This is a genomic window from Kribbella orskensis (assembly GCF_004342085.1).
GTDB classification, from domain to species: Bacteria; Actinomycetota; Actinomycetes; order Propionibacteriales; family Kribbellaceae; genus Kribbella; species Kribbella orskensis.
In genome coordinates, this window is the sequence record NZ_SLWM01000030.1 from 16227 (window position 1) to 40651 (window position 24425).

The following is a 24425-nucleotide window of genomic DNA, read 5'->3' on the forward strand; positions in this document are numbered from 1 at the left end:
CGCAAGGGCCTGCTTCGACCACCGGATCCCCTGAATCGCCTACCTCGAGAAGGTCCGCTCCCTGGCCCCCACTTCGTGAGCTGCGGCCGACTCGATCAGCCGTACGAGGACAGCGGTCATCACTGCGGGTCGGCGCCTGCCCGGTGGCACCATTGAAGGCAGGCACGGGGCGGACCTGCTGCAGAGCTGAGGTGGCCGGGATGACCGAGCCAGGTGGGCACTCGATGACACTGGGGCAGACGGATCTTCGCGTGTCGCGGCTTGGCATCGGGGCGATGGTCTGGGGTGACATGTCGACCGCACCGCGGTGGAATCCTGCTCGTAACGTCTACGGTCCGACCAGCACAGCCGAGGAGCAGCGAGCGGCGCTGGAGGTGAGCCTGGCTGCCGGCGTGAATTTCGTCGACACCGCGGCGATGTATGGCAAGGGGGCTTCCGAGCGCCGGGTGGGTGAGCTGACCACGGGCGAGGACGTTGTGGTGGCGACGAAGTTCCCGTTCGGATTCTTCTCCCGTGCCAGCAGCCTGCCAGCCACGTTGGAGGACAGCCTCGCCCGGCTGCAGCGGACGAGGATCGACCTCTATCAGGTCCATTTCCCCGTCCGGTGGATGTCCATCCCGACGTTGATGAACCTGATGGCAGACGCCGTCGAGGCGGGGAAGATCCGCACAGTCGGGGTGAGCAACTACAGCGCCGGACAGATGCGAACCGCCCATGCCGAACTCGCTCGGAGAGACTTGGCGCTCGCCTCCAACCAGGTGCAGTACTCGCTGCTGCACCGGGCCCCCGAGAATGACGGCGTACTCGGCGCGTGCCGGGAGTTGGGCATCACTCTCATCGCCTACATGCCGCTGGCCTCGGGTGCGCTGACCGGCAAGTACTCGGCCGCCACCCGACCGGCCGGATGGCGGCGCTACAGCGGCGCATTCCGCGACAAGAACCTGGTGAATCTGAAGCGAGTGGCCGATCTGCTCGGCGAAATCGGTGGCCGCCACGAGAGGAGTCCTAGCCAAGTCGCCCTGCGGTGGCTGATCCAGCAGGACGGCGTGCTGCCCATTCCCGGCGCCAAGAACGCAACTCAGGCCGCCCAGAACGCCGGAGCACTCACCTTCACGCTGGACGACGAGGAAGTGGAAGCGCTCAGCCAAGCGACGAGGGCGAACGGTCGGTGAGCTCGAGTAGCCCGATCGCGTCCAGCGCGATCCATGTGCCGCGACCTAGCCGGTTGAGGGTCTGGCACATCCACAGGCAGTCCTTCGGCGCGGCAGTGCGGAGTCGTAGCTGGTGTGTCTGCATCAGTGCCATCCGCAGGGCGGTCAGCCGGCCGGTCGAGCGTTCGACCGTGGCGAAGTACAGCAGGCGCAGGTCGTCGCGGTACTGCTCGTAGCCGGCGATGCCTTCATAGTCGTCGATCAGGTCGCCGCAGCCGTAGAGCACGAGCCGGTCCCGATAGATCTCGATGGACTGCGGATGGTGTGCGGAGTGTCCATGGACCAGGTCCACACCGCCGTCGACCAGCCGGTGAGCGAAGCGGACCTGTCTGGGCGCGACGGCGTACGTCCAGTTGGGTCCCCAGTGGACCGAGGCGATGACAACGTCGCCGCGGCGCTTCACCCGTGACACCTGCGCGGTGATCGCGGCCGCGGTGTCGTCGGACAGATCGGGAAGCAGGGAGATACCGGGACGGTTCGCCGTCGCGGCCCAGCTCCTCGGTACGCCGCTCGACGTCGTGCCGAAGGAGAACACGACGACCCGCCCACCATCGCCTGGCACTATCACGGGCTGGGCTGCCTCCTTCGCATCCCGACCCGCTCCTGCGACTGAGATCCTTGCCCGGCTCAACACGTCGAGGGTCTCCTCGAGTCCGCTGATGCCGAAGTCGAGGACGTGGTTGTTGGCGAGCGAGCAGACGTCCGGCCGGGCAGCAGACAGGGCGGGCAGGTTGTCAGGGCTCATCCGGTAGTGGACGCCCTTGCCGGTGGCGAAGTGCTCGCTCCGGGTGACACTGGTCTCCAGGTTCACCAGCCGTATGTCGGGCCGCAAGCGGTCGAGGATCACCAGGGCGTCGCCCCACGGCCAGGAATAGCCGACGGGCCGCGGGATCGGACCGTTCACGGCCTCCGCCAGCTCGACGTAGGTGCGGGCGTCGCGGACGGAGCGCTCACACAACGTCGGGTCGCCCGGGTGTGGAAGGATCTGGTCGATCCCTCGGCCGAGCATCACATCGCCGCCCAGGAACAGCGTCACAGCGCCGTCGAGCACAGTTCCTTCTAGATTCCGCCGTGCTGTCGCCGGGGGCTAGGAGAGCATGTGCGGGGCATGGTCAGGCTCGTGTTCCCAGCGCAGCCGGCTCGAACCGAAGCCCGCGGCGTGGACGCCCTCGTGGCCGATCGGCCGGCGGCAGTAATAGTGCGGCGAATAGAGATCGCGGCAGGAGTCCTGGTATCTGGTGTAGGCGAACTCGAGGTCCAGCCGGTTGTCACTGCTCATGAAAGTCGCTCTCGTGAAGATCTGCCCCCTCATCTGCAGTATGGCCAGACCATCGTTACCGCCGTATTTCGCCGCGGTCACGAGTAAATCTCCAGCGCGACGGGAGCCGGGCTGGTGGCCCCGCTCCCGTCCTGCCGGCTACTTGATCAATCCGTGCGGGTCGAGCACGTACTTCCGAGCCGCTCCCTTGTCGAACTCCGCGTACCCCTGTGGCGCCTGGTCCAGCGGGATGACCGTGGCGTTCACGTTCTTCGCGATCTGCGTGCGGTCGTTCAGGATCGCCATCATCAGTTGACGGTTGTAGCGCATGACGGGGCATTGCCCGGTCGTGAACGCCAGCGACTTCGCCCAGCCGAGGCCAAGGCGGATGGACAGCGAACCGGTCTTCGCGGCATCGTCACTCGCACCGGGGTCTCCGGTGACGTAGAGCCCCGGGATGCCGACCGCGCCGCCGGCCCGGGTGACGTCCATGACCGCGTTCAGCACGGTGGCCGGACGCTCGGCCTGGGCGTCGGAGCCGTGGCCGTGCGCCTCGAACCCGACCGCGTCGATGGCAGCGTCGACCTCGGGCGCACCGAGGATCTGTTCGACCTGGTCCCTCGGCTCGCCCGCTGACACATCGATCGTCTCGCAGCCGAAACTGCGAGCCTGTTCCAGCCGCTCCTTCTGCAGATCGGCCACGATCACGACTGCCGCGCCGAGCAGGAACGCCGACGTCGCCGCGGCCAGGCCGACGGGTCCGGCACCTGCGACGTACACAGTGGAACCAGTCCCGACGCCGGCGGTGACGGCGCCGTGGTACCCGGTCGGGAAGATGTCCGACAACATCGCCAGGTCGCGGATCTTCGCGAGCGCCTGGTCCTTGTCGGGGAACTTCAGCAGATTCCAGTCGGCGTACGGCACCAGCGCGTACTCCGCCTGGCCGCCGACCCAGCCGCCCATGTCGACATACCCGTACGCCGAACCCGGTCGGTCCGGGTTCACGTTCAGGCAGACGCCGGTCTTGCCCTCCTTGCAGTTGATGCATCGCCCACACGCGATGTTGAACGGGACCGACACCAGGTCGCCGACCTTGATGAACTCGACGTCCCGGCCGACCTCCGCCACCTCACCAGTGATCTCATGGCCGAGAGCGAGTCCTGGTGGCGCCGTGGTCCGGCCGCGCACCATGTGCTGGTCGCTGCCGCAGATGTTGCTGGCGACGACTTTGAGGATCGCCCCGTGCGGGACCTGCCGTCCCACGTTGGCGGGATTGACCCCTGGACCGTCCTTGAGTTCCAGGCTCGGGTAGTCGATCGTCTCGACCGCCACTTCCCCTGGTCCCCTGTAGATAACTGCCCTGTTGCCTGGCACGAGTAGTGCTCCTCTCCGGGGAAGGCTCCGTCGCTGAACGCTGTGGAGCCTGCGATAAGGCCTGTTGCGATGTCCGATGGAGCAGCGGCATCACCAACTCATACATCCGAGTTCGACCAGGCCTCGCTGTTTCGATCGCGGACCGCGACCGCCCTGTGGTTGAGCGATGCGGTCATCGCCTGCCCCGTACCAGGTGAGTCCCCACACGACAGCGAACCTCTGCTTGCAAAGGTCGGCGTCGTTCCGAGGGATTGATCCCGACGCTAGTCCCGTCCACCGGACGCGTCAACGCGCTCCCGTTCGCTATCCGGGTGTCCGAAATCCCAACCAGTACTGGCTGCTCCGGACGCAGCAACCTGACTTCGAGGGAGCCGGCGAACAGGTCCGGGGACTCAGCGGCCGAGGAGTTTGTAGCTGGCCTCGGTGGGGGTCTTCTGGGGTTTCCACCAGGTCGGGTTGGTTCGGTACCAGTCGATGGTGGCGGCCAGGGCGGTGTCGAAGTCGGGGTACTTCGGCGTCCAGCCGAGCTCGGTGCGCAGTTTGGTGGAGTCGTTGGAGTAGCGCAGGTCGTGGCCGGGCCGGTCGTCGACCAGGAGGTAGTCGTCGGCGGGGAGGTCCATCAGCGTGAGGATCTTCTCGACGATCTGCCGGTTGCTGCGTTCGTCGCCCGAGCCGATCAGGTAGGTCTCGCCGATCCGGCCGTCGGCGATGATCCGGTGCACCGCGTCGTTGTGGTCGTCGACGTGGGTCCACTCGCGGACGTTCTCGCCGGTGCCGTACAGCTTCGGCTTGTCGCCCACCAGGATGTTGGTGATCTGGCGCGGGATCAGCTTCTCCACGTGCTGGTACGGGCCGTAGTTGTTCGCGCAGTTCGACAGCGTCGCCGCCACGCCGTACGAGCGGACCCAGGCGCGCACCAGCATGTCGGAGCTCGCCTTGCTCGCGGAGTACGGACTCGACGGGTCGTACGGCGTCCGCTCGGTGAACTGGTCCTCCGAGTCCAGCGGGAGATCGCCGAACACCTCGTCGGTGGAGATGTGGTGGAACCGCTTCTCGTGCCGGCGGACCGCCTCGAGCAGGGTGAAGGTGCCGACGATGTTCGTCTGGATGAAGGGCGACGGGTCGTTGAGCGAGTTGTCCACGTGCGACTCGGCGGCGAAGTGCACCACCAGATCGATACCGCGGACGAGGTCGTCGACCAGGTCGGCGTCGCAGATGTCGCCGTGCACGAAGGTGATCCGCTCGGACACCGGATCGAGGTTGCGCCGGTTGCCGGCGTACGTCAGCTTGTCCAGCACGGTGAGCTCGACATCCGGGTCGCGGCGGACCGTGTCGTGCACGAAGTTCGCACCGATGAAGCCGGCTCCCCCGGTCACGAGCATCCGCCTCATGCGGTGAGGATATCCAGTACGGCGGTGACCGTCGCCGCCGGTACGGTGACGCCATGCGTAACGTCCGGGTGGTCTACCGCAAGTACGACGAGAGACTGCACTGGCACCAGTGGATGCAGTACCTCGGCGAGGACCAGTACGGCCTCTGGCTCGGCGCACCGCCGAACTCCGTGTCGCAGCGTGGTTCCGAGCCTGAGGTGACCCATTCGCAGGCGCATGTCCAGCTGTTCTCGCGGGATCGCTGGTTCACCGCGATCTTCAACGACGAGCCGCGGTCGACCGAGATCTACGCCGACATCACCACGCCGGCGGAGTTCAGCGACGACGTCGTCACCATGGTGGATCTCGACCTCGACGTGATCCGGAAGCGCGACGGGCAGGTCATCGTGGACGACGAGGACGAGTTCGCCGAGCACCAGGTGCAGTTCGGCTACCCGCCCGAAGTGATCGCCCAGGCCCAGGCGACCTGCGATTGGCTCGTCACCGCGGTGACCACCGAGGAGCCGTTCCTCACGGTCTACAAGACCTACCTCGACAAGGTCCGCTGACCTTCACGGGACCCGGTGGAGGGTCAACGTCGGGTTGGTCAGGGTGAGCGGAGCCGGCAGGCGGCCGTTCTGACCGGCGTACATGTCGGCGACCGGTGAAACAGGAAGAGCGACTTCCCGGCCGGCACGTCGACGGCGATGCCGGGCAGCTCGATCGACCGGCGGGCGTTGTGGACGACCCGCTTCTCGCGCAACGGCATCGTGTTGTTCTGCACGATCCTCGCGTCGAGCGGCGTCGTGCCGACACTCAGCGCGAAGAAGGCGCCGGAGTCCGGCAGCAGCGAGCTCACCTTGGCCTCCAGCTGCGGAATGCCGGCCACGGTGATCGGCCCCTTCGCCACCTCGAGGTTGAGCGGTACGCCGAGTCCGGTGGTCGTCACGAGCCGGCCCAGCTGGTACCGCTTGTTCGGCGCCAGGTTCCGTTGGGTCAGGCAACGACCATCGGCGGTGGCGAGGTGGTAGCGGCCGAAGCCCGACAGTTCGCTGTCCTGCTTCTTGAGGTTGAGCGCCATGAACCGCTGCGCCAGCGCCCCGAAGTTCGGGCTGCCGAGCGCGATCGAACAGGGATCACCAGGAGTCGCGAAGCCGGGCGGCAGCACGCTCGGCAGCGCGTGCCCGCCGTTGTAGCCGACGAACAGCGATCGCGACCGGGCCCGGGAGGTGAGCGCCTTGTCGAAGTTCTGCAGCCCCTGGTTCAGGTTGAAGAGGTTGTCCGAGATGCCTTGACCGATCAGGACCGGGATGTCCAGCTTGCGCCCGTGCTTGACGTGCCAGGCCGGGCCGTTCTTGGCGAAGAACGCGTCCAGGTCCCGGCCGGCCTGCCCGGTCGGCCAGGTGCCCGTGGTGATCAGAGCGACGAAGCTCGCGGACACGGCCGGCGGGAGGTGCGTGCCGCCGCCCGCGAAGAGGATGGTCAGCCACATCGTCCGGGCCGCCTCATCCGGCGCGAGGCTCTGCTTGAGGTCCCACCAGGTGACCTCGGGCGGGAGCGCGTCGAACCGCGATCTGCCCTTGTCCCGCAACTCGGTGAACGCGCCGGCGAACTGATACCCGCCTCCGTACGAGCCGCCGATCGCGCCGATCAGCGGATCGCCCGGCCGCTGCTTGGTCACCCAGTCCAGGCCGGCCACGAGGTCGACCAACTTGATCACGTCGCGTCCTTCGAGATCCGGGTTCATCACGTGCGCGACGCCGGTGCTCTCACCGAAGCTCCGCTGATCGAAACTCAGTACTCCGTACCCGGCGTCGAGCCAGGACTTGAACGCGGCCGGGTCCTTGGTCCGACTGCCACCCCAGCCGTGGCTGTGGAAGATCAGCGGCACGGTCTTCCGGGCGGATGCCCCCTCGGGCTGGAACAGCGAGTAGCAGATCCGCACCGGGGTCGCAGTACTGGGCTCTGGGACGCTCGCAACGCAGCCGTTGGTCGTCACGACAGCGCTGCTCGCGCCCTGCGCGGTGGCAGGCAGGAGGGTGGCGGCCGCGAGCAAGGTCAGGGCTGTGGTGACTCGGAAGGCTGCGTGGCGGCGGCGCATGACCCCCAGTGATCATGTTGTTCCGGTGCGCACACGCTAGACGACCTCGGTCCGGGAGAACAGATCACACTCCCCACCCGTTCGCGGAGCCTGCGCTCCGCTGTGGGCGAACCAGGTCACGAGCGGGGTCCCCGCCTGCCAGAATGTGCCGGTGGATATCGCGATCGAGATCGTTGCCCTGGTCGCCGTGGTCGCGGCCGGTGCGGCGCTCGCCCGGCGGATCGGGATCTCGGCTCCCCTGCTCCTGGTCGTCGTCGGCATCGGGCTCTCGTACCTGCCGTTCGTACCGCGGGTCGAGCTGTCCCACGAGGTCGTGCTGGTCGGGTTCCTGCCCCCACTGCTGTACTCGGCGGCGATCAAGACCAGCCTGGTCGACTTCTCCAAGCACCGCCGGTCGATCGGCCTGCTGTCCGTCGGCCTGGTCGCGTTCACCACCGTGGGCGTGGGTCTGGTCGCCTACTGGTTGTTCAACGTGGGCGCCGAGGCCGATGGTCAGGAACACCTCCCGCTCTGGGCCGCCTTCGCGCTCGGCGCCGTCGTCGCTCCCCCGGACGCGGTCGCGGCCACAGCGATCGCCAAGAAGGTCGGACTCCCCCGCCGGGTGGTGACGATCCTCGAGGGCGAGAGCTTGGTGAACGACGCGACCGCGCTCGTCTGCCTGCGGACCGCCCTCGCGGCCGCCGCGGTGACGCCGACGGTCCTCGAGGTCGGTCTCGACTTCCTCCGCGCGGCCGGCGGCGGCGTCCTGGTCGGCTTCGTCGTCGCGATCGTGCTGGCCAAGATTCGCAAGCAGTTCACGGATCCGGTGCTCGACACCACGCTCAGCCTGACCGCTCCCTTCATCGCGTACGTCGCGGCCGAGAACCACTACGTGCACGCCTCCGGGGTACTCGCGGTCGTGGTGACCGGCCTGATCCTCGGGCACAAGGCGCCGATCATCCAGTCGGCCGCCTCCCGGATCTCCGAGCGGACCAACTGGCGCACCATCCAGTTCCTGCTCGAGAACGCCGTGTTCCTGCTGATCGGGCTGCAGACCCGCTGGATCCTGGACGACGTCTCGATGAGCCCGCTGTCGGCCGGGACCATCGCGCTCGCCACCATCGGGGTGTTCCTGGCGGTCGTGCTGCTCCGGCCGATCTGGGTCTTCCCGACGACCTACCTGTCCCGGCGGATCCTCGGCCGGTCCCGGCCCGGACCGGTGACCTGGCAGAGCCTGGCGATCATCTCCTGGGCCGGGATGCGCGGTGTGGTCACCCTGGCGGCCGTGTTCATCCTTCCGGAGGCCACGCCGCACCGTGAGGTTCTCGTCTTCATCGCCCTGGTCGTCACCGCCGGGACGCTGCTGCTACAGGGTTCGACGCTGCCCTGGCTGGTCCGCATGATGCGGCTGCCGGGCCCCGATCCCGCCGAGGACGCGCTCCAGGAGGCGGCGGTCCTGCAAGGCGCGCACAAGGCGGGCGAGGAGGAACTCGACCGGATCGCCGGCCCGGACGACCCGCCCGAGGTGATCGACCTGCTCCGGCAGCGCGGTGAGGCCCGCGCCCTGGCGGCCTGGGAGCGGCTGGGACGACCCGAGACGGAGTACGAAACACCCAGTGAGGCTTATCGTCGGCTCAGGACCGCGATGCTGCAGGCTGAGCGGGAACACATCCTGAAGGTCCGGGACGACGGCCTCGTCGCCGACGAGGTGTTGCAACGGGCCCAGATCGCACTCGACATCGAGGAGTCCATCTTGGACCGGGCAGAGGCCGACGACGTCGGCGGACAATCAGAGGACCTTCGCGTACCGCCGTCGCCGGCCGGCGCCTGCGAGCACCTGGAGAAGGCGCCGATGGTGCTGACCCCCAACACGCCCGAGGGCTGCGAGGAGTGCCTCATCGACGGCGGCACCTGGGTACACCTGCGGCTGTGTCTGGGTTGCGGCCACGTCGGCTGCTGCGACTCCTCGCAGGGACGCCACGGCAGCAAGCACTTCTCCAGCACCCAGCATCCGGTGATGCGCAGCTTCGAGCCGGGTGAGAACTGGCGCTGGTGCTTCGTGGACGAGAAGCTCGGCTGATGGCGGACTGCCTGTTCTGCTCGATCATCGCCGGCTCCACACCCGCTCACCTCGTACTCGACACCCCCGAGGTGGTCGGCTTCCTGGACGCCCGCCCGGTGTTCAAGGGCCACACCCTGCTGGTGCCGCGCGAGCACATCGCGACGATGGTGGAGATGCCCGACGAGCTCACCGTGCCGCTGTTCGGCGCCGCCCGCTCGGTCGCGGCCGCGGTCCGTACGGCGTACTCCGCGCAGGGGTCGTTCGTCGCCGTGAACAACGTGGTCTCGCAGTCCGTGCCGCACCTGCACGTCCACGTCGTACCGCGGACCAAGGGCGACGGCCTGCGCGGCTTCTTCTGGCCCCGCACCAAGTACGCTGACGACGCCGAGGCGGCGGAGTACGCGACGAAACTCCGCCAGGCGCTGGAGGGGTAGCTGCTCAGGTCACCGGGCGGTCCAGGCGGGTCTCCAGTCGCCGGAGGGCGCGTTCGACGGCGGCTCGGACGGCCTGGTCAGGGTCGTCCTGCAGCTCGACCACAGCCTCGGCGTGCTCGAACTCACCGGCCGCGCCGATCGCCCGTACTGCGGCCGCGCGGACGCGAGGTAGTTCGTGGTCGAGCATCGGCAGGAGCGAGTCGACCAGCTGGCCGAGCTCGCGTTGGGCGGTGATGCGGGCGACGTGTTCGCGGACCCGCCAGGCCGGGTCGTCGGCGGCTACGAGCAACGCGTCGACCACGTCGTCACGCCAGACGTAAAGGAAGGCCCGAGCGGCCCAGACCCGGACCCAGTAGAAGTTCACCGGGTCGATCGACGCCCAGCCGCCGGCCGACGGCCCCGTGATCCACTTCAGCTTCGGCAGCAGCGGGCCGAACGCCTCCTCCGGCGAGACCTCGCTCGTCAGCAAAGCGACACACCAGTCGATCACCTCGTCAGTCCCGTGCTTCGCGCACGAACCGCGGATCACCTCGCGCGGATGCTCCCGCTCCCGGACGGCCATAGCTCAGTAAAGCGCGCCGGTCCGACAGTTTCCGGACATCGACCGAGAGATGCGGGCCGCTCAGGCGATCGACCGGATGATCACGACGATCGAGGAGAGCGCCGCGAGGAGCAGCACCGCCTGGCGGAGACGGGGGCCGTGCAAGCGTCGTTGCAGAGGAACTGCCAGCGCGAAGCCGATCGCCAGGCCCGGGATGAGCGACGCGCCGTACAGGAGTTGGTGGTGCGTTAGCTGCCCGCTGACGGCGAGGGCGGAGAGGGACACGATCGAGCCGACGAGGAAGAACGCGGCCAGAGTCGCTCGCAGGCGCGGCCCTTGCTCATGCTGCAGCACCAGCGCGGCAGGCGGCCCGCCGATCGACGCCGCCGTACCGGACACCCCGGCGACGGCTCCCGCCGCGATCAGGCCACGCCGACTCGGCCGCAGCTTGAGGCGCCAGGCCGTGAGGGCCACGGCCCCCAGCACCACCACGCCGACCACAGCGCCGATCGCCCGGGCCGGCACCCAGGCGAGCACGAGGACACCGAGAGGAGTAGTCGCGACCCGGGCACCCGTCAGCCAGCCGGCCTGACGCCACGCGACATGCCGCCACTCGTGCGCCAGCGTCATGGAGGGCATCACCATGCCCAGCACGAGCATGGCTCCCGGCATCAACGTCGGGTCGAGCAAGGCCACCACCGGCGCCGCCACCAGCGACAGCCCGAGCCCGAGCGTCCCCTGGACCATCGCGGCCACAATGACAGCGAAGCCGCCCAGCAGCAGGATGTGTAGATCCATGCTGCGGGCGGCCTCTCCGTCGGAATCAACCTGTACGACGTACGCCGTACAGGGGCAGGGGTCAGCCGGCGATCAGCGAGCGGAGCACGTACTGCAGGATGCCGCCGTTGCGGTAGTAGTCCGCCTCGCCCGGGGTGTCGATGCGCAGGACCGCGTCGAACTCCTTGACCGCGCCGTCCGTGCCGGTGACCTTGACCTGCAGGGTGCGCGGGATCTCGCCGTCGTTCAGGGCCGTGACACCGGTGATGTCGAAGGTCTCCTCGCCGGTCAGGCCGAGGGACTCCGCGTTCTCGCCCTCCGGGTACTGCAGCGGCAGGACGCCCATGCCGATCAGGTTCGACCGGTGGATCCGCTCGAACGACTCGGTGATGACCGCCTTCGCGCCGAGCAGCGCCGTACCCTTCGCGGCCCAGTCGCGCGACGAGCCCGAGCCGTACTCCTTGCCGGCCAGGATCACCAGCGGCGTACCGGCGGCGACGTACGCCTCGGAGGCCTCGTAGATCGACGTGACGGGCGCGTCCTCCTTGGTGAAGTCGCGGGTGAAGCCGCCCTCGGTGTCCGGCGCGATCTGGTTGCGCAGCCGGATGTTGGCGAACGTGCCCCGGATCATCACCTCGTGGTTGCCGCGGCGCGAGCCGTAGGAGTTGAAGTCCTTGCGGTCCACACCGTGCTCGGCCAGGTACTTGCCGGCCGGGCTGTCGGCCTTGATCGATCCGGCCGGGGAGATGTGGTCCGTGGTGACCGAGTCGCCGAGCTTGGCCAGCACCCGGGCGCCGGCGATGTCGGTGACCGGCGACGGCTCCTTCGCCATGCCGTCGAAGTACGGAGGCTTGCGCACGTACGTCGAGTCGGCGTCCCAGTCGAACGTCTTGCCCTCGGGTGTCGGCAGCGACTGCCAGCGCTCGTCACCGGCGAACACGTCGGCGTAGTCCTTGGTGAACATCTCCTTGTTGATCGAGGAGGCGATCACCTTCTCCACCTCGTCCGCGGCCGGCCAGATGTCCTTCAGGAACACGTCGTTGCCGTCCGTGTCCTGGCCCAGCGCGTCGGTCTCGAAGTCGAAGTCCATCGTGCCGGCCAGCGCGTAGGCGATCACCAGCGGCGGCGACGCGAGGTAGTTCATCTTCACGTCCGGGTTGATCCGGCCCTCGAAGTTGCGGTTGCCGGACAGCACCGAGACGACGGCCAGGTCGGCTTCCTGCACGCCCGCCGAGACCTCCTCGGGCAGCGGACCCGAGTTGCCGATGCAGGTGGTGCAGCCGTAGCCGACCAGGTGGAAGCCGAGCTTCTCCAGGTACGGCGTGACGCCGGCCTTCTCGTAGTAGTCGGTGACGACCTTCGAGCCGGGCGCGAGCGACGTCTTCACCCAGGGCTTGCTCGACAGGCCCTTGTCGACCGCGTTCTTCGCCAACAGCGCGGCGGCAAGCATCACCGAAGGGTTCGAGGTGTTAGTGCAGGAGGTGATGCTGGCGATCACGACGTGGCCGTGGTCTAGCTCGACCTCCTGGCCGTTCAGGCTGATCTTCGTCTTCTTCGACGGCCGGCCGTTGGCGCCATGCGGCACGTGCGGCTCGTCGTTCACATTGCCGTGGCCGTTCGGCGCGTCGCTGGCCGGGAAGCTGCCGGTCTCCGACGGGTCGACGTCCAGCTCTTCGGTGGCGTAGTCGGTGAGCGCGCCGCGGAAGCCTTCCTTGGCCTCGCTCAGCGCGACCCGGTCCTGCGGCCGCTTCGGGCCCGCGATCGACGGCACGACCGTGGACAGGTCAAGCTCCAGGTACTCCGAGAAGCGCGGCTCGACCTCGGCGTTGTGCCACAGGCCCTGCTCCTTGGCGTAGGCCTCGACCAGGGCGACGTCGTCGTCACTGCGACCGGTGAGGCGCAGGTACTCCAGGGTCACGTCGTCGATCGGGAAGATCGCGCAGGTGGAGCCGAACTCCGGGCTCATGTTGCCGATCGTGGCGCGGTTGGCCAGCGGGACCGCGGCGACGCCGTCACCGTAGAACTCGACGAACTTGCCGACCACACCGTGCTTGCGCAGCATCTGGGTGATCGTCAGCACCACGTCGGTCGCGGTGGCGCCGGCCGGGACCGAACCGCTCAGCTTGAAGCCGACGACCTTGGGGATGAGCATCGAGACGGGCTGGCCGAGCATGGCCGCCTCGGCCTCGATGCCGCCGACGCCCCAGCCGAGCACGCCGAGGCCGTTGACCATCGTCGTGTGCGAGTCGGTGCCGACGCAGGTGTCGGGGTAGGCCTGGCCGTCGCGGACCATCACGGTGCGGGCCAGGTGCTCGATGTTGACCTGGTGCACGATGCCGGTGCCCGGCGGGACGACCTTGAACTCGTCGAACGCGGACTGGCCCCAGCGCAGGAACTGGTACCGCTCGCGGTTGCGCCCGTACTCCAGCTCGACGTTGCGCTCGAACGCGTCCTGGCGGCCGAACACGTCGATGATGACGGAGTGGTCGATCACCAGCTCGGCCGGAGCCAGCGGGTTGATCTTGGCCGGGTCGCCACCGAGCTCGGCGACCGCCTCGCGCATCGTGGCCAGGTCGACGACACACGGCACGCCGGTGAAGTCCTGCATGATCACCCGGGCCGGGGTGAACTGGATCTCGGTCTCGGGCGCCGCGTTCGGGTCCCAGTTGCCGAGCTTGGTGATGTGGTCGGCGGTGATGTTCGCGCCGTCCTCGGTGCGCAACAGGTTCTCGAGCAGCACCTTGAGGGAGTAGGGCAGCGTCTCCGCGCCCTCGATTCCCGCCAATCTGAAGATCTCGTACGACTGTCCGCTGACCTCGAGTGCACCCTTGGCACCGAAGCTGTCGACGCTGGCCATCAACCTGCTCCTCCATCCGGTCCTGTTCCGCTGAAGCACATCCTGCCGAGCCACCGGCCCGGCCGGGAGATCAGGCTGCCCTAACCTCCCACCCCGCAAAGTCTCTCGACATCAAGATACACGACATCGAGTCATCACGTCGCACCCAGTTCACCGCATCACGCCCGCGTACTCCCGACAAGAGGGGCCCTCGCAGGGTCCGCCGCGCTGTACGCCCTGACCGGGCTAGTGATGCGGCGGCCGGCGAGGGGCGGAATTACGAGACGTGCGGGAGGACCTCGGCGGCGATCAGGTCGAGGTGGTCGAGGTCCGCGAGATCCATGATCTGGACGTACTGCCGCTGTGAACCCGCCTCGGCGAACCGGCCCAGCCGGTCGACGACCTGCGCCGGAGTACCGGCGACCGCGTTCTCGATCAGCTCGTCGGCGTCACGGCCGATCGCCGCGGCGCGCTGCTTGACCTGCGCGTCGTCCTTGCCCACGACAACGGTGTGGGCGGTCGAGAGCGCCAGGGTCTGCGGGTCGCGCCCGATCGCCCGGCAGGCCTCCTGGACGCGATCGAAGAGCACCTGCGTCTCCTCGACCGACCGGAAGCCCGCATTGAACTCGGCCGCGTACTTCGCCGCGAGGGCCGGCGTCCGCTTCTTGCCCGCGCCACCGACGATGACCGGCGGGTGCGGCTGCTGCACCGGCTTCGGCAGCGCCGGGGAGTCCTTGAGCTGGTAGTGCTTGCCGGCGAAGTCGTACGTCTCCCCCAGCGGCGTGTCCCACAGTCCGGTGATCAGCTCGAGCTGCTCGGTCAGCAGGTCGAACCGCCCTGGCGTATCCGGGAAGTCGAGGCCGTACGCCGCGTGCTCCGCCTCGTACCAGCCGGCGCCGAGGCCGAGCTCAGCGCGTCCGCCGCTCATCTGGTCCACCTGCGCGACCGAGATCGCGAGCACACCGGGGTTGCGGAAGGTGGCCGAGCTGACGAGGGTGCCGAGCTTGATCCGGCTCGTCTCGCGGGCGAGGCCGGCCAGCGTGATCCACGCGTCGGTCGGACCGGGGAGGCCGTTTTGGTCCCCCATCACCAGGTAGTGGTCGGAGCGGAAGAACGCGTCGAAACCGCACTCCTCCGTCTTGCGCGCGACCGCCAGCAGGTCGTCGTACGAGGCGCCTTGCTGGGGTTCGGTGAAGATCCTGAGCAACATGCGGACAACGCTATCTCGCCGTCGTGTACAACTTCTCCAGGTATGACGGCTGCCAGTCCGGGCCGCGGTCGTTCAGCCGCCGGACCAGCCGGAGTACGTCGAGCCGCGGCTCCACCGGGTTGTCCCACCAGTCGGGCACCTGGTCGTACCACCGGTCGATCCGCACGGTCCGCCCGGCCGCATCGACGCGCGCGAAGAGCCAGCCACCCTGCTCCCCCTGCGACTCGGCCAGCCACAACTCCCCGAGCAACCCACTGAGCCGCTCAGCCCCGTACTGCGGGTCGTCGACCTCCGGCGGCTCCAGATCGAACCGGTAGGACGGCGCCGCCGGATCCAGCACCTGCACCTGGATCGTGAACCCGGACGGCACGATCTTCGTCCGAACCCGGCACCACTCCCGCAGGGCCTTCAACGCCTCGGACTCCTTGGGACGCGGACGAGGCCGCTCGTACTCAGCCCGCATGGCTTCCTCGATAGACCCAGGCTCAGCCTCAACCTCAGCCGCCTCACCCCCGACAATGCCCAGCCCCGGAATTTCCACCGCCGAACCGGCCGGCGGCGCCACCAACTCCTCCCGCCGCCCGGCAGCCTCCGCCCGGTCCGGGACCCCGTCAACCTCACCATCACCATCAGACGCCCAGGCAACAACGCCAAACTCACGAACCGCTTCAAATGCCGCCTGCTCCGGGTCAGGTACCACCTCACGTTGCGCCTGGTGCAGGTCAGGAACCGCCTCAGCCTCCGCCGCCTGCTCCCGGTTTGCGGCCCAGTCGGTGTCCGCCTCAGCCTTCGGCGCCTGCTCCGGGCTCACTGCCCAGGCAGAGCCCACCTCAGCCTCCGGCATCTGCCCCGGGTTTACTGCCCAGGCCGAGTCGGCCTCAGTCTCCGATGCCTGGTCGGCGGAGACTTCCTGCTGCCAGGCCTCAACCTGCACTTCAGCTTCAGCGGTCGACCGGTCATCGGCGCCGGGTGCGAAGTCCCCTATCGGCCCGAACGGCTGCCGCTCCATGGTGTCGTCAAGCGCAGAGCGCTGCCAGAGAGGACCTGCCTCCGCCGATCCCAAGCCTGCTTCGTGCACCGCCGCATCCGGCTGCCGAGCATCCGGCTGCTCGCGATCGAGCTGCTCGCGATCCAACTGTCCGCGATCGAACTGTCCGCGACCGGCCTGTTCGCGATCGGGCGCCGGCTCGCCGGAATCGTCAGCGGCAGGATCCGCAGAGTCGTCCTGGACGGCTTCGAGCTGGGCTGTGATCTCGACCGCGGACTGGTCACCCCAACCACCGTCAGCCTGGTCTTGGGGCGCTACAGCTTCCGGCGCCAGGGCTTCCGGCGCCGCAGCTTCCGGCGCGGGGGCTTCCTGCGCGACGGCTTCCGGCGCGACGGCTTCCGGCGCGACGGGCGGCTGCTGGTCGGGTTGCTTGGTTCGGCCGGGCTCGTGGAAAGGGCGAGGGCCTATCTGAACTGGCGCCGCGAGGGACCTGAGCGCGGCCAGCTGCTCGGCGTTGTAGCCGGTCATCGGGCGTAGGTCGTCCAGGTTGAACGGTTCCTCGACATCCGCCTGAGGGGCCTGTGACTGCCCCTCGGCGGCCCCCTGCGCGGCACCCGACGCGTCGGCCTGGTGATCGGGCGTGGAAGGAGCCTCGGCCGCGTACGCGGCGTTGGTCCGGGCGGGATCGTCGATCGCCTCGGCGGGTGCGACCGGCTCTGGCGCGGTGGCGACCGGGTCCTGGGCGGCGGGTGACGTCGGAGTGCGGCCGGGCGCCGGCGCCGTGGTGGGGGGCGGGAGATCGGCGAGCTGGTCGGCGGTCCAGTCGGCGTCGCCGAGGATCTCGTCGTGGAATAGTTGCCCGTCGAGCTCGTAGGCGTACTCCCCCGGCTTCAGCTCCTCCGGGGTGATGCTGCTGAAGCCATTGGGTGGGAGGTCGCGGCCGGTGGGGCCGTCCGCGGTGGCGAAGGGCGACGGGCCGGAGAGGTAGTACTCGTCTTCTGCCGGGTCGCCAGAGTTCGAGTCGGCGTCCAGTACCGCGGCGATCTCAGCCGTCGGGGCGTCTTCGGTGCCGTTCTCAACAGACTCGTCGCTGGAAGCCGCCTCGCCCGCGGAAGACTCATCAGCGGAAGGCTCGGCTTCGGCCTGGGCTCTGACGAGGTGTTCCTCGGTCGGCGGCTCCTCGGCCTCTTGCTGGGCGGCGTCTTGCTGGGCGGCAAGGTAGCCGGCGACGTCCTCGACCCATTCGCCGTTGATCCAGGCACCGCCGACCCACTCGCGCTCGGCCGGCGGCTGCTGCCCACGCCTGGGTTGCTGAACAGGTTGCTCGTCGCTCACCTGCTGCGAGGCCGCAACCTGCTCGTCGTCTTCCGCATCCGGTAGGACGTCGAAGGCGTCTGTTGGTCCGTCGTAGTCCGGCTGGTCGTCTTCCGCATCCGGTAGGACGTCGAACCCGTCTGTCGGCCCGTCGTAGTCCGGCTGGCCGTCTTTCGCATCCGGTAGGACGTCGAACGCATCTGTCGGTCCGTCGTAGTCCGGCTGGTCGGGGATGTATTCCGCTTCGTCCGCCGGGACCGGGTCGACCACGCCGGTGTCGTCGTCCGGGGTGGCGGCCGGCGGCCCGTCATCGGTGGCGGCCGGCGGCCCGTCGTCGGTGGGGGCCGGCGGGGCGATGTCGTCCTCGACGATCGGGGTGGCGGCGGTGTCGTCGGTGAAGGGGGTGAACTCGCTGGTCGCGTCGTCGGCGGCGGACCAGGCCGACGGCTCGGACTGCCCGTGCTGATCCGGTTGGGCCGACTGCTCGCGGGCATTCCAGTCCCGCGGCGCGTCAGGGCGTACGTCGGGGGTGTAGGTAGCCGCGGCGGGAGCGTCGGCGAAGAGGCTGGCGTAGAAGTCCTCGCCCTCGCCTTCACCACCGACGCGCGGCGGCTCCGAGGACGGCAGCGGTCCTAGTGGCGCCGGCGTGCTCTGCGCGTAAGCCGTCGGCTGGAACCGGGGCGGCTCGGCAGGCGGTTGAGGGCGCGGCGGCTCAGCAGTCTCCGGCTCCGGGCCGACCAGACCGAGGCGGGCAAGAGCCTCGCCGTCGTCCTCATCCCGCTTCTTGCGCCGGAATCTCCGCTTGCGCCCGGTGACCCCGTAGTCGTCCCCTCGAGCCGCCGGAGCCTCAGCCCCGTACTGCGACTCGGCTGGCGGCGGCGCGTACGGCGGCTCGGGAGCGAACGGCGAATCCGGCCGGAACGGCGACTCCGGGGTCAGCGGCGGTTCCGGCGCGAACGGCTCGGCGCCTCCGATGACCAGGCTCGCGTCGTACCCGATCGGCTGACCCGTAAACGGGCTGATCCCCGGCGGAACGACGAAAAGCTCCTCGTCCTCCTCATCGTCATCCGCGTACCGAGCCGCATCCGACTCATACCGGCCCCCATCCGGCTCATACCGACCGGCATCCGCCTCGTACTGACCGGCGTCCGCCTCGTACTGACCGGCGTCCGGCTCGTACCGGCCCTCGTCCGGCTCGTACCGGCCCTCGTCCGGCTCGAACCGCGGCTCCGCTTGGGCCTCAGCAGCCGGCGGAGGTCCAGCCGGAACAGCAGCAACGGTAGGAGCCGCCGCAGCAGGAGCGGCAGCCGGAGCAGGAGCGGCAGCCGGGCCCGCAGTACCGATCACAGGATCAGCAGCCGTGCCATTGAAATGCCCTGCCGCCACCAAGGCGGCCCGCAGATCCGGCTGCTGCGGCGATCGCGGCCCGATCCCGAGCCGGTCGAACAACTCCTGCAGCGCGTGCGGCGTGAGCCCAGTAGAGCCCGCGGTACGAATCAGCCGGATCCCGATCGGCAGCAACTCGTCCAGCCCACCGGGATAGTCGGCCCACCCCGCGGCCCACTCGATCATCTCGCGTGCGGCTTCCTCGTCCGAGGTCACCCACTCCGCGATCGGCAGGAACCCGTCGTCCAGCGGCTGCCACGGATCCCCCGGATACGAGGCGCGAGCCCACGTCCCCTTGAAGCTCCCGTACACGAACCCCAGCTGCCCCGCCGCGATCCGCCGCTTGACCTCGGGCTGCCCGATCCAGTCCGGCGACCCGGCCAGCAGATCGGCCTCGGCTGTCCGGCTGTGCTGGGTGTGGAACCCGAACAGCACCGCCCGGCCGCCCTCGAGCTTGACCATGCGCAGGTCGCTGCCGGTCTCGTCCTGGTGGTACCAGCCGTTCTCGTCGGCGTACCAGCGGCGGTCGAATCCCGTCGCATGGGCGACCGCAGCCAGCGCGCTCCAGCGGGCGCGCAGCTCCTCCGGGTCGTCCAGGTCGACGAGCGGCATCGGGTCTCCTGCTCAGGTGCCAATCCAGCTCAGGCGGCCCCAGCTGAGGGCCCGCTCCGGCTCCGGGGTCAGATCCAGGCCAGAACGGTACCCGAGACGCCCACGACCCACTAGTCAGGTCGTGGCTCGAGCACCGCCACGCACTCTATGTGATGCGTCATCCCGAACAAATCGAACGCCCGCAGCGAGCTGATGCCGTAACCGAGCTCCCCGAAGGTCTTCAGATCCCGGGCGAGCGCGGCCGGGTCGCACGCGACGTACGCGATCTTGCGGGGCGACAGCGCCGCGATCCGGCGTACGACGGCCTTGCCCGCGCCGGTGCGAGGCGGGTCGAGAACGACCAGGTCGACCGACTCCAGCCCCTGCCCGGCCGCGTTGTTCAGCACCTTGTCGACGTCGCCCTGCTCCAGCGTCACCGCGGGCAGATCGTGCAGGTTCCGCCGCGCGTTCTTGACGGCGTCCCGGTCCCCCTCGACAGCCAGTACCGCGCACCCCGCCTCCGCCAGGAACGCCGCGAACAGGCCGACCCCGGAGTACAGGTCCAGCGCGGTCTCCCCCGCAACAGGCTCGAGCCCGGCCAGTACTGCGTCCACGAGCATCGACGGAGCCGCCGGGTGGACCTGCCAGAAGCCACTGGCCTCCACCCGGAACCGCCGGTCGCGAACTACCTCGACGACGCGTCCGGCCGAGTTCTCGTCGGTCAGGACGGCGGTCTTGCCCTCCGACGACACGACCGCCTGGACCGAGGAAGCCCCGGGCCACCGCTGGTCGAGCACGGGCGGCGTGTCCGGGTGGGCGATCAGGCACCGGTCGATCGGAACCAGGTCGTGCGAGCGATGAGCGAACATCCCGGGCCGGCCGCCGACCACGGCGTACCGCATCCGGGTCCGCCAGCCGAGCCCGTCGTCGCCCGGTGACTCCATCACGACGTTGCGCTCGATCCCGCCGATCCGCCGCAGCGTGTCCGACACGACGGTCGCCTTCAGCCGGCGCTGCTCGACGATGTTCGCGTGCTGGAAGTCGCAGCCGCCGCAACGCCCCGGTCCGGCGTACGGGCAGGGCGGTTCGATCCGGTGCGGCGACGGGGTGAGGATCTGTACCGCGTCCGCCCGCAGGTACTTCGCGTTCTGCTCGGTCACCCGGGCGTGCACGAGCTCCCCCGGCAACGCGTGCCGGACGAACACCACCTGGCCCTCGTAGCGCGCGACGCAGTGCCCGCCGTGCGCTACCGGTCCCACCTCGAGCTCGAGTAGCGTCCCGACGATCTCTTCTGCCGTCACCGGTCTCCTGAACTCTTGCGCGCGCCGCGCCGTACCTGGCCGGCTACGCGTTCTTCACGGTCCTGCCGCTCCTCAGCCGCCTGCGAAGAGATCAGCTGGTACGGAACGGACGTAACCATCACACCAGGTGTGAACAAGAGCCGGCCCTTGAGCCGCAGTGCGCTCTGGTTGTGCAGGATGTGCTCCCACCAGTGTCCGACCACGTATTCGGGGATGTAGACCATCACCACGTCCCGCGGCGACTGGCGCCGGATGTCGCGGACGTACTGCAGGATCGGCCGGGTGATCTCCCGGTACGGCGAGGCCAGCCGCTTGAGCGGTACGGGGATGTCCCGGCGGTCCCACTCGGCCTGCAGCAGGTCCGACTCGTCACGGTCGACATCGACCGTCACTGCCTCCAGTATGTACGGCCGGGCGGCCTTGGCGAAGGCAAGTGCCCGCAGGGTCGGCTTGTGCAGCTTGGAGACCAGGACGATCGCGTGCACCCGGGCCGGCAGCATCAACTTGTCGCCGGCGTCGACAGCCATCTCGCGGCCGACCGTGTCGTAGTGCTTGCGGATCCCCTTCATCAGCACGAACAGCACGGCCATCGCGATGATCGCGATATACGCGCCGTGGGTGAACTTGGTGACCAGCACGATCACCAGCACGATGCCCGTCAGGGTCAGGCCGACCGCGTTGATACTCCGCGACCGCATCATCTTCCGGCGCTTGGCCGAGTCGGTCTCCGTCTTCAGGTACCTGGTCCAGTGCCGGATCATGCCGAACTGGCTCAGTGTGAACGAGACGAACACCCCGACGATGTACAGCTGGATCAGCTTCGTCACCTCGGCGTCGAACGCGATGATCAGGCCGATCGCGCAGAGCGCCAGCAGGATGATGCCGTTGCTGTACGCGAGCCGGTCGCCCCGGGTGTGCAGCTGCCGGGGCAGGTACCCGTCCTTCGCCAGGATCGAGGCCAGCACCGGGAAGCCGTTGAACGCGGTGTTCGCGGCCAGCACCAGGATCAGCATGGTCGCGCCGATCACCAGGTAGAACCCGGCCGGGAAGTTGGAGAAGACCGAGTCGCCGATCTGGCCGATCACCGTCTTCTGGGTGTAGCTGTCGCCGACCGGTTCCCCGTTGAGAAGCAGCTGGGTCGCGGGATCCTCGGCGTACCGGAGCTTGATCTTGTCCGCCAGGAAGATGATGCTCATCAGCATCGTGATGGCGATCGTGCCGAGCAGCAGCAGGGTGGTCGCCGCGTTCTTGCTCTTCGGCTTGCGGAACGCCGGTACGCCGTTGCTGATCGCCTCGACGCCGGTCAGCGCGGCACACCCGGACGAGAAGGCCCGGGCCAGCAGGAAGGCCGCCGCGAGCCCGCTGAACACCTCGTGCCCGGGCTCGGGCCGGATCTCGTACTGGGCGCTGTCGGCCAGCGGCAGGTTCCCGGCGGTGAGCCGGATGATGCCCCAGATCGCCATCCCGATGATGGACGCCATGAAGATGTACGTCGGGACCGCGAACAGCGCGCCCGACTCCCGGACACCGCGCAGGTTCAACGCCGTCAGGATCACCACCAGCGCTACCGCCAACGGGACCTCGTGGCCCGCCAGGAACGGCAGGGCCGACTTGGCGTTCTGCACCCCCGAGGAGATCGACACCGCGACGGTCAGCACGTAGTCGACCATCAGCGCGCTGGCCACGGTCAGGCCGGCGTTCGGGCCGATGTTGACCGTGGCGACCTCGTAGTCGCCGCCGCCGGAGGGGTAGGCGTGCACGTTCTGCCGGTACGACGCGACCACGACGAGCATCACGAAGGCGACCAGCAGGCCGATCTTCCAGGAGTACGAGTAGGCCGCCAGACCGGCCAGGGACAACGTCAGGAAGATCTCGTCCGGGGCGTAGGCGACCGACGACAGAGCGTCACTGGCGAACACCGGGAGTGCGATCTTCTTCGGAAGCAGCGTCTCGCCGAGCTGCGTACTGCGCAGCTTGCGTCCGATGAGGATGCGTTTGCCGATATCGCTTAGAGCGGGAGTCACACCGGTGATGTTAGAGGGATGCGAGGGCCGGTGTAGCGTCTATCCCTGCCGAACCGATGCCAGCGGCCCCTGCGAGAGGGGCAAGGAGTGATCACGGAGTGCACGTCGTCATCATGGGCTGCGGCCGCGTCGGGTCGACGCTCGCCCGAACGCTCGAGAAACGCGGCCACACGGTCGCCGTCATCGACCAGTCCGCAGACTCCTTCCGCCGCCTGAGCCCCAACTTCTCCGGCCGCACCATCACCGGTATGGGTTTCGACCGTGAGGTGCTGATCGAGGCCGGCATCGAGGACGCCGAGGCGTTCGCGGCCGTCTCGAACGGCGACAACTCCAACATCCTCGCCGCCCGGGTGGCGCGGGAGAACTTCGGCGTCGAGAACGTCGTCGCCCGGATCTACGACCCAGGCCGCGCCGAGGTCTACCAGCGGCTCGGCATCCCCACCGTCGGCACGGTGAGGTGGACCGTCGACCAGATGATCCGGCGGTTGCTGCCGAGCGGTTCGGAGCCCGAGTGGCGCGACCCGTCCGGCACCGTCCGGCTGGCCGAGGTGCACGTGCACTCCGGCTGGGTCGGTCGGCTCGCCCTCGACATCGACAAGGCCACCGGCGCCCGGGTCGCGTTCCTGACCCGGCTCGGCGAAGGTCTGCTGCCGAAGGCGGACACGGTCATCCAGGAGGGTGACCTGGTCCACGTCGTCATGCTGGAGCGGGACGCGGACGCGATCGAGTCCCAGCTAGGTACCAAGCCTGAGGAGCTGTGATGCGGGTAGCCATCGCCGGCGCGGGGAACGTCGGGCGATCGATCGCGGCGGAACTCCTGGAGAACGGCCACGAGGTCCTGCTGATCGACAAGGACCCGCGCGCGATCAAGGCCGAATCCGTACCGCGCGCCGAGTGGTTGCTCGCCGACGCCTGCGAACTGTCCTCGCTGGAGGAGGCCGCGCTGCAGCGGTGCCAGGTGGCGATCGCGAGCACCGGTGACGACAAGACCAACCTGGTCGTCTCGCTGCTGGCCAAGACCGAGTTCGGCGTACCGCGGACCGTTGCCCGGGTCAACCACCCGCGGAACGAGTGGATGTTCAACGAGGCCTGGGGTGTGGACGTGTCCGTCTCCACCCCGCGGATCATGTCGGCGCTGGTCGAGGAAGCCGTGTCCGTGGGCGACCTGGTCCGCCTCTTCACCTTCCGCCAGGGCGACGCGAACCTCGTCGAGCTCACCCTGCCCGAGGACTCCCCGATGATCGGCCTCCGCGTCGGCGACATCGACTGGCCCATCGACACCGCCCTGGTCACCATCATCCGCGAAGGCCGAGTCCTCCGCCCCGACCCCGACGGCACCCTCGAGCTCAACGACGAACTCCTCTTCGTAGCCGCCGACGAGACCGAAGAACAACTGGAAGACATGCTCTCCCCCCACCACCGCCGCCCCCAGTAACCCGCCGGGCGCCTACTCCGGGCACGGCTGTACCGAACGACAGGAAAAGGTCGCTCGCGACACCAACCTCCGCACCTGCCGAGACGGTCGAGGCGCACCGAGCACGCAGTACGTCCCTGCGTTCCGTACGCCGCCCGCCCAGCTTCAGCAATTGGACGGGGACCTCGGGCACTTCTCGGGAGGCTCGGGCAGGGGCGAGGTGTCCGAGGTCTCGTGAAGGTGTCCGAGGTCCC

Annotated in this window: 18 protein-coding genes; 6 read left to right on the forward strand and 12 right to left on the reverse strand. The window is 68.7% G+C overall.

From position 1 onward, the window contains the following. Positions 1-200 precede the first annotated feature (200 nt). Positions 201-1172: an aldo/keto reductase gene (locus tag EV644_RS39580; protein WP_132196087.1), complete on the forward strand. Its 972-nt coding sequence runs from the start codon at positions 201-203 to the stop codon at positions 1170-1172. Here the strand turns inward: EV644_RS39580 and EV644_RS39585 are convergent. The 4 genes from EV644_RS39585 to rfbB all read right to left on the reverse strand — a co-directional run bounded on the left by EV644_RS39585 (position 1141) and on the right by rfbB (position 5234). Then, entirely contained in the window at positions 1141-2262 is a 1122-nt protein-coding gene (locus tag EV644_RS39585) for a CapA family protein (protein WP_132196089.1), read from the reverse strand. The genes EV644_RS39580 and EV644_RS39585 overlap by 32 nt on opposite strands. A 36-nt stretch (positions 2263-2298) precedes the next feature. After that, a complete protein-coding gene (locus EV644_RS39590; protein WP_132196091.1) occupies positions 2299-2490 on the reverse strand; it encodes a hypothetical protein in 192 nt (63 codons plus the stop codon). Positions 2491-2628: 138 nt separating this feature from the next. Further along, positions 2629-3843 (reverse strand): formaldehyde dehydrogenase, glutathione-independent, encoded by a 1215-nt coding sequence (gene fdhA, locus EV644_RS39595; RefSeq protein ID WP_132196093.1) that lies wholly within the window; start codon positions 3841-3843, stop codon positions 2629-2631. 392 nt (positions 3844-4235) lie between these two features. Continuing rightward, complete coding sequence (rfbB, locus tag EV644_RS39600; protein ID WP_199240285.1) at positions 4236-5234, reverse strand: dTDP-glucose 4,6-dehydratase; 999 nt, start codon at positions 5232-5234, stop codon at positions 4236-4238. A 53-nt stretch (positions 5235-5287) separates the two neighbouring features. Here rfbB and EV644_RS39605 point away from each other — a divergent pair, with 53 nt between their 5' ends. Beyond that, complete coding sequence (locus EV644_RS39605; RefSeq protein WP_132196095.1) at positions 5288-5782, forward strand: ribonuclease FAU-1 family protein; 495 nt, start codon at positions 5288-5290, stop codon at positions 5780-5782. 38 nt (positions 5783-5820) lie between these two features. Here EV644_RS39605 and EV644_RS39610 read toward each other — a convergent pair whose 3' ends face one another. Continuing rightward, a complete protein-coding gene (locus tag EV644_RS39610; RefSeq protein ID WP_241999359.1) occupies positions 5821-7314 on the reverse strand; it encodes an alpha/beta hydrolase in 1494 nt (497 codons plus the stop codon). Positions 7315-7465: 151 nt separating this feature from the next. Here EV644_RS39610 and EV644_RS39615 point away from each other — a divergent pair, with 151 nt between their 5' ends. Together EV644_RS39615 and EV644_RS39620 are read left to right on the forward strand one after the other, a co-directional pair. Next, on the forward strand, positions 7466-9373 hold the full coding sequence (locus EV644_RS39615; protein ID WP_132196097.1) for a Na+/H+ antiporter: 1908 nt from the start codon (positions 7466-7468) through the stop codon (positions 9371-9373). After that, positions 9373-9789 carry an HIT family protein gene (locus tag EV644_RS39620; protein ID WP_132196099.1) on the forward strand — a complete coding sequence of 139 codons (417 nt, stop codon included), beginning with the start codon at positions 9373-9375 and terminating at the stop codon, positions 9787-9789. The genes EV644_RS39615 and EV644_RS39620 overlap by 1 nt, the downstream gene beginning before the upstream one ends. A gap of 4 nt (positions 9790-9793) precedes the next feature. Here EV644_RS39620 and EV644_RS39625 read toward each other — a convergent pair whose 3' ends face one another. The 7 genes from EV644_RS39625 to EV644_RS39655 form a co-directional block, all read right to left on the reverse strand. Further along, positions 9794-10351, reverse strand: coding sequence for a HEAT repeat domain-containing protein (locus EV644_RS39625; protein ID WP_132196101.1), 558 nt, complete (start codon positions 10349-10351; stop codon positions 9794-9796). A 60-nt stretch (positions 10352-10411) separates the two neighbouring features. Next, positions 10412-11128, reverse strand: a complete 717-nt coding sequence (locus tag EV644_RS39630) for a sulfite exporter TauE/SafE family protein (protein WP_132196103.1) — start codon at positions 11126-11128, stop codon at positions 10412-10414. 61 nt (positions 11129-11189) lie between these two features. After that, entirely contained in the window at positions 11190-13964 is a 2775-nt protein-coding gene (gene acnA / locus EV644_RS39635) for an aconitate hydratase AcnA (RefSeq protein ID WP_132196105.1), read from the reverse strand. 256 nt (positions 13965-14220) lie between these two features. Continuing rightward, positions 14221-15153 carry an LLM class F420-dependent oxidoreductase gene (locus EV644_RS39640; RefSeq protein WP_132196107.1) on the reverse strand — a complete coding sequence of 311 codons (933 nt, stop codon included), beginning with the start codon at positions 15151-15153 and terminating at the stop codon, positions 14221-14223. Between the two features lie 10 nt (positions 15154-15163). After that, on the reverse strand, positions 15164-19453 hold the full coding sequence (locus EV644_RS44955) for a hypothetical protein (RefSeq protein WP_158293077.1): 4290 nt from the start codon (positions 19451-19453) through the stop codon (positions 15164-15166). 110 nt (positions 19454-19563) lie between these two features. Next, positions 19564-20733 carry a class I SAM-dependent RNA methyltransferase gene (locus tag EV644_RS39650; RefSeq protein ID WP_132196109.1) on the reverse strand — a complete coding sequence of 390 codons (1170 nt, stop codon included), beginning with the start codon at positions 20731-20733 and terminating at the stop codon, positions 19564-19566. Then, positions 20730-22757 carry an APC family permease gene (locus EV644_RS39655; protein WP_132196111.1) on the reverse strand — a complete coding sequence of 676 codons (2028 nt, stop codon included), beginning with the start codon at positions 22755-22757 and terminating at the stop codon, positions 20730-20732. The genes EV644_RS39650 and EV644_RS39655 overlap by 4 nt, the downstream gene beginning before the upstream one ends. A 98-nt stretch (positions 22758-22855) precedes the next feature. Here EV644_RS39655 and EV644_RS39660 point away from each other — a divergent pair, with 98 nt between their 5' ends. Both EV644_RS39660 and EV644_RS39665 read left to right on the forward strand, forming a co-directional pair. Further along, on the forward strand, positions 22856-23518 hold the full coding sequence (locus EV644_RS39660) for a potassium channel family protein (protein WP_132196113.1): 663 nt from the start codon (positions 22856-22858) through the stop codon (positions 23516-23518). Beyond that, positions 23518-24192 (forward strand): potassium channel family protein, encoded by a 675-nt coding sequence (locus EV644_RS39665; protein ID WP_132196115.1) that lies wholly within the window; start codon positions 23518-23520, stop codon positions 24190-24192. The genes EV644_RS39660 and EV644_RS39665 overlap by 1 nt, the downstream gene beginning before the upstream one ends. Positions 24193-24425: the final 233 nt, after the last annotated feature.

Excerpts from the sequence above, each read along its gene's own strand:
- EV644_RS39665 (WP_132196115.1), top strand. The coding sequence starts at position 23,518 with ATGCGGGTAGCCATCGCCGGCGCGGGGAACGTCGGGCGATCGATCGCG.
- EV644_RS39605 (WP_132196095.1), top strand. The coding sequence starts at position 5,288 with ATGCGTAACGTCCGGGTGGTCTACCGCAAGTACGACGAGAGACTGCAC.
- EV644_RS39630 (WP_132196103.1), bottom strand. The coding sequence starts at position 11,128 with ATGGATCTACACATCCTGCTGCTGGGCGGCTTCGCTGTCATTGTGGCC.
- EV644_RS44955 (WP_158293077.1), bottom strand. The coding sequence starts at position 19,453 with ATGCCGCTCGTCGACCTGGACGACCCGGAGGAGCTGCGCGCCCGCTGG.
- rfbB (WP_199240285.1), bottom strand. The coding sequence starts at position 5,234 with ATGAGGCGGATGCTCGTGACCGGGGGAGCCGGCTTCATCGGTGCGAAC.
- EV644_RS39610 (WP_241999359.1), bottom strand. The coding sequence starts at position 7,314 with ATGCGCCGCCGCCACGCAGCCTTCCGAGTCACCACAGCCCTGACCTTG.
- EV644_RS39590 (WP_132196091.1), bottom strand. The coding sequence starts at position 2,490 with ATGAGCAGTGACAACCGGCTGGACCTCGAGTTCGCCTACACCAGATAC.
- acnA (WP_132196105.1), bottom strand. The coding sequence starts at position 13,964 with ATGGCCAGCGTCGACAGCTTCGGTGCCAAGGGTGCACTCGAGGTCAGC.
- EV644_RS39640 (WP_132196107.1), bottom strand. The coding sequence starts at position 15,153 with ATGTTGCTCAGGATCTTCACCGAACCCCAGCAAGGCGCCTCGTACGAC.
- EV644_RS39620 (WP_132196099.1), top strand. The coding sequence starts at position 9,373 with ATGGCGGACTGCCTGTTCTGCTCGATCATCGCCGGCTCCACACCCGCT.
- EV644_RS39625 (WP_132196101.1), bottom strand. The coding sequence starts at position 10,351 with ATGGCCGTCCGGGAGCGGGAGCATCCGCGCGAGGTGATCCGCGGTTCG.
- EV644_RS39580 (WP_132196087.1), top strand. The coding sequence starts at position 201 with ATGACCGAGCCAGGTGGGCACTCGATGACACTGGGGCAGACGGATCTT.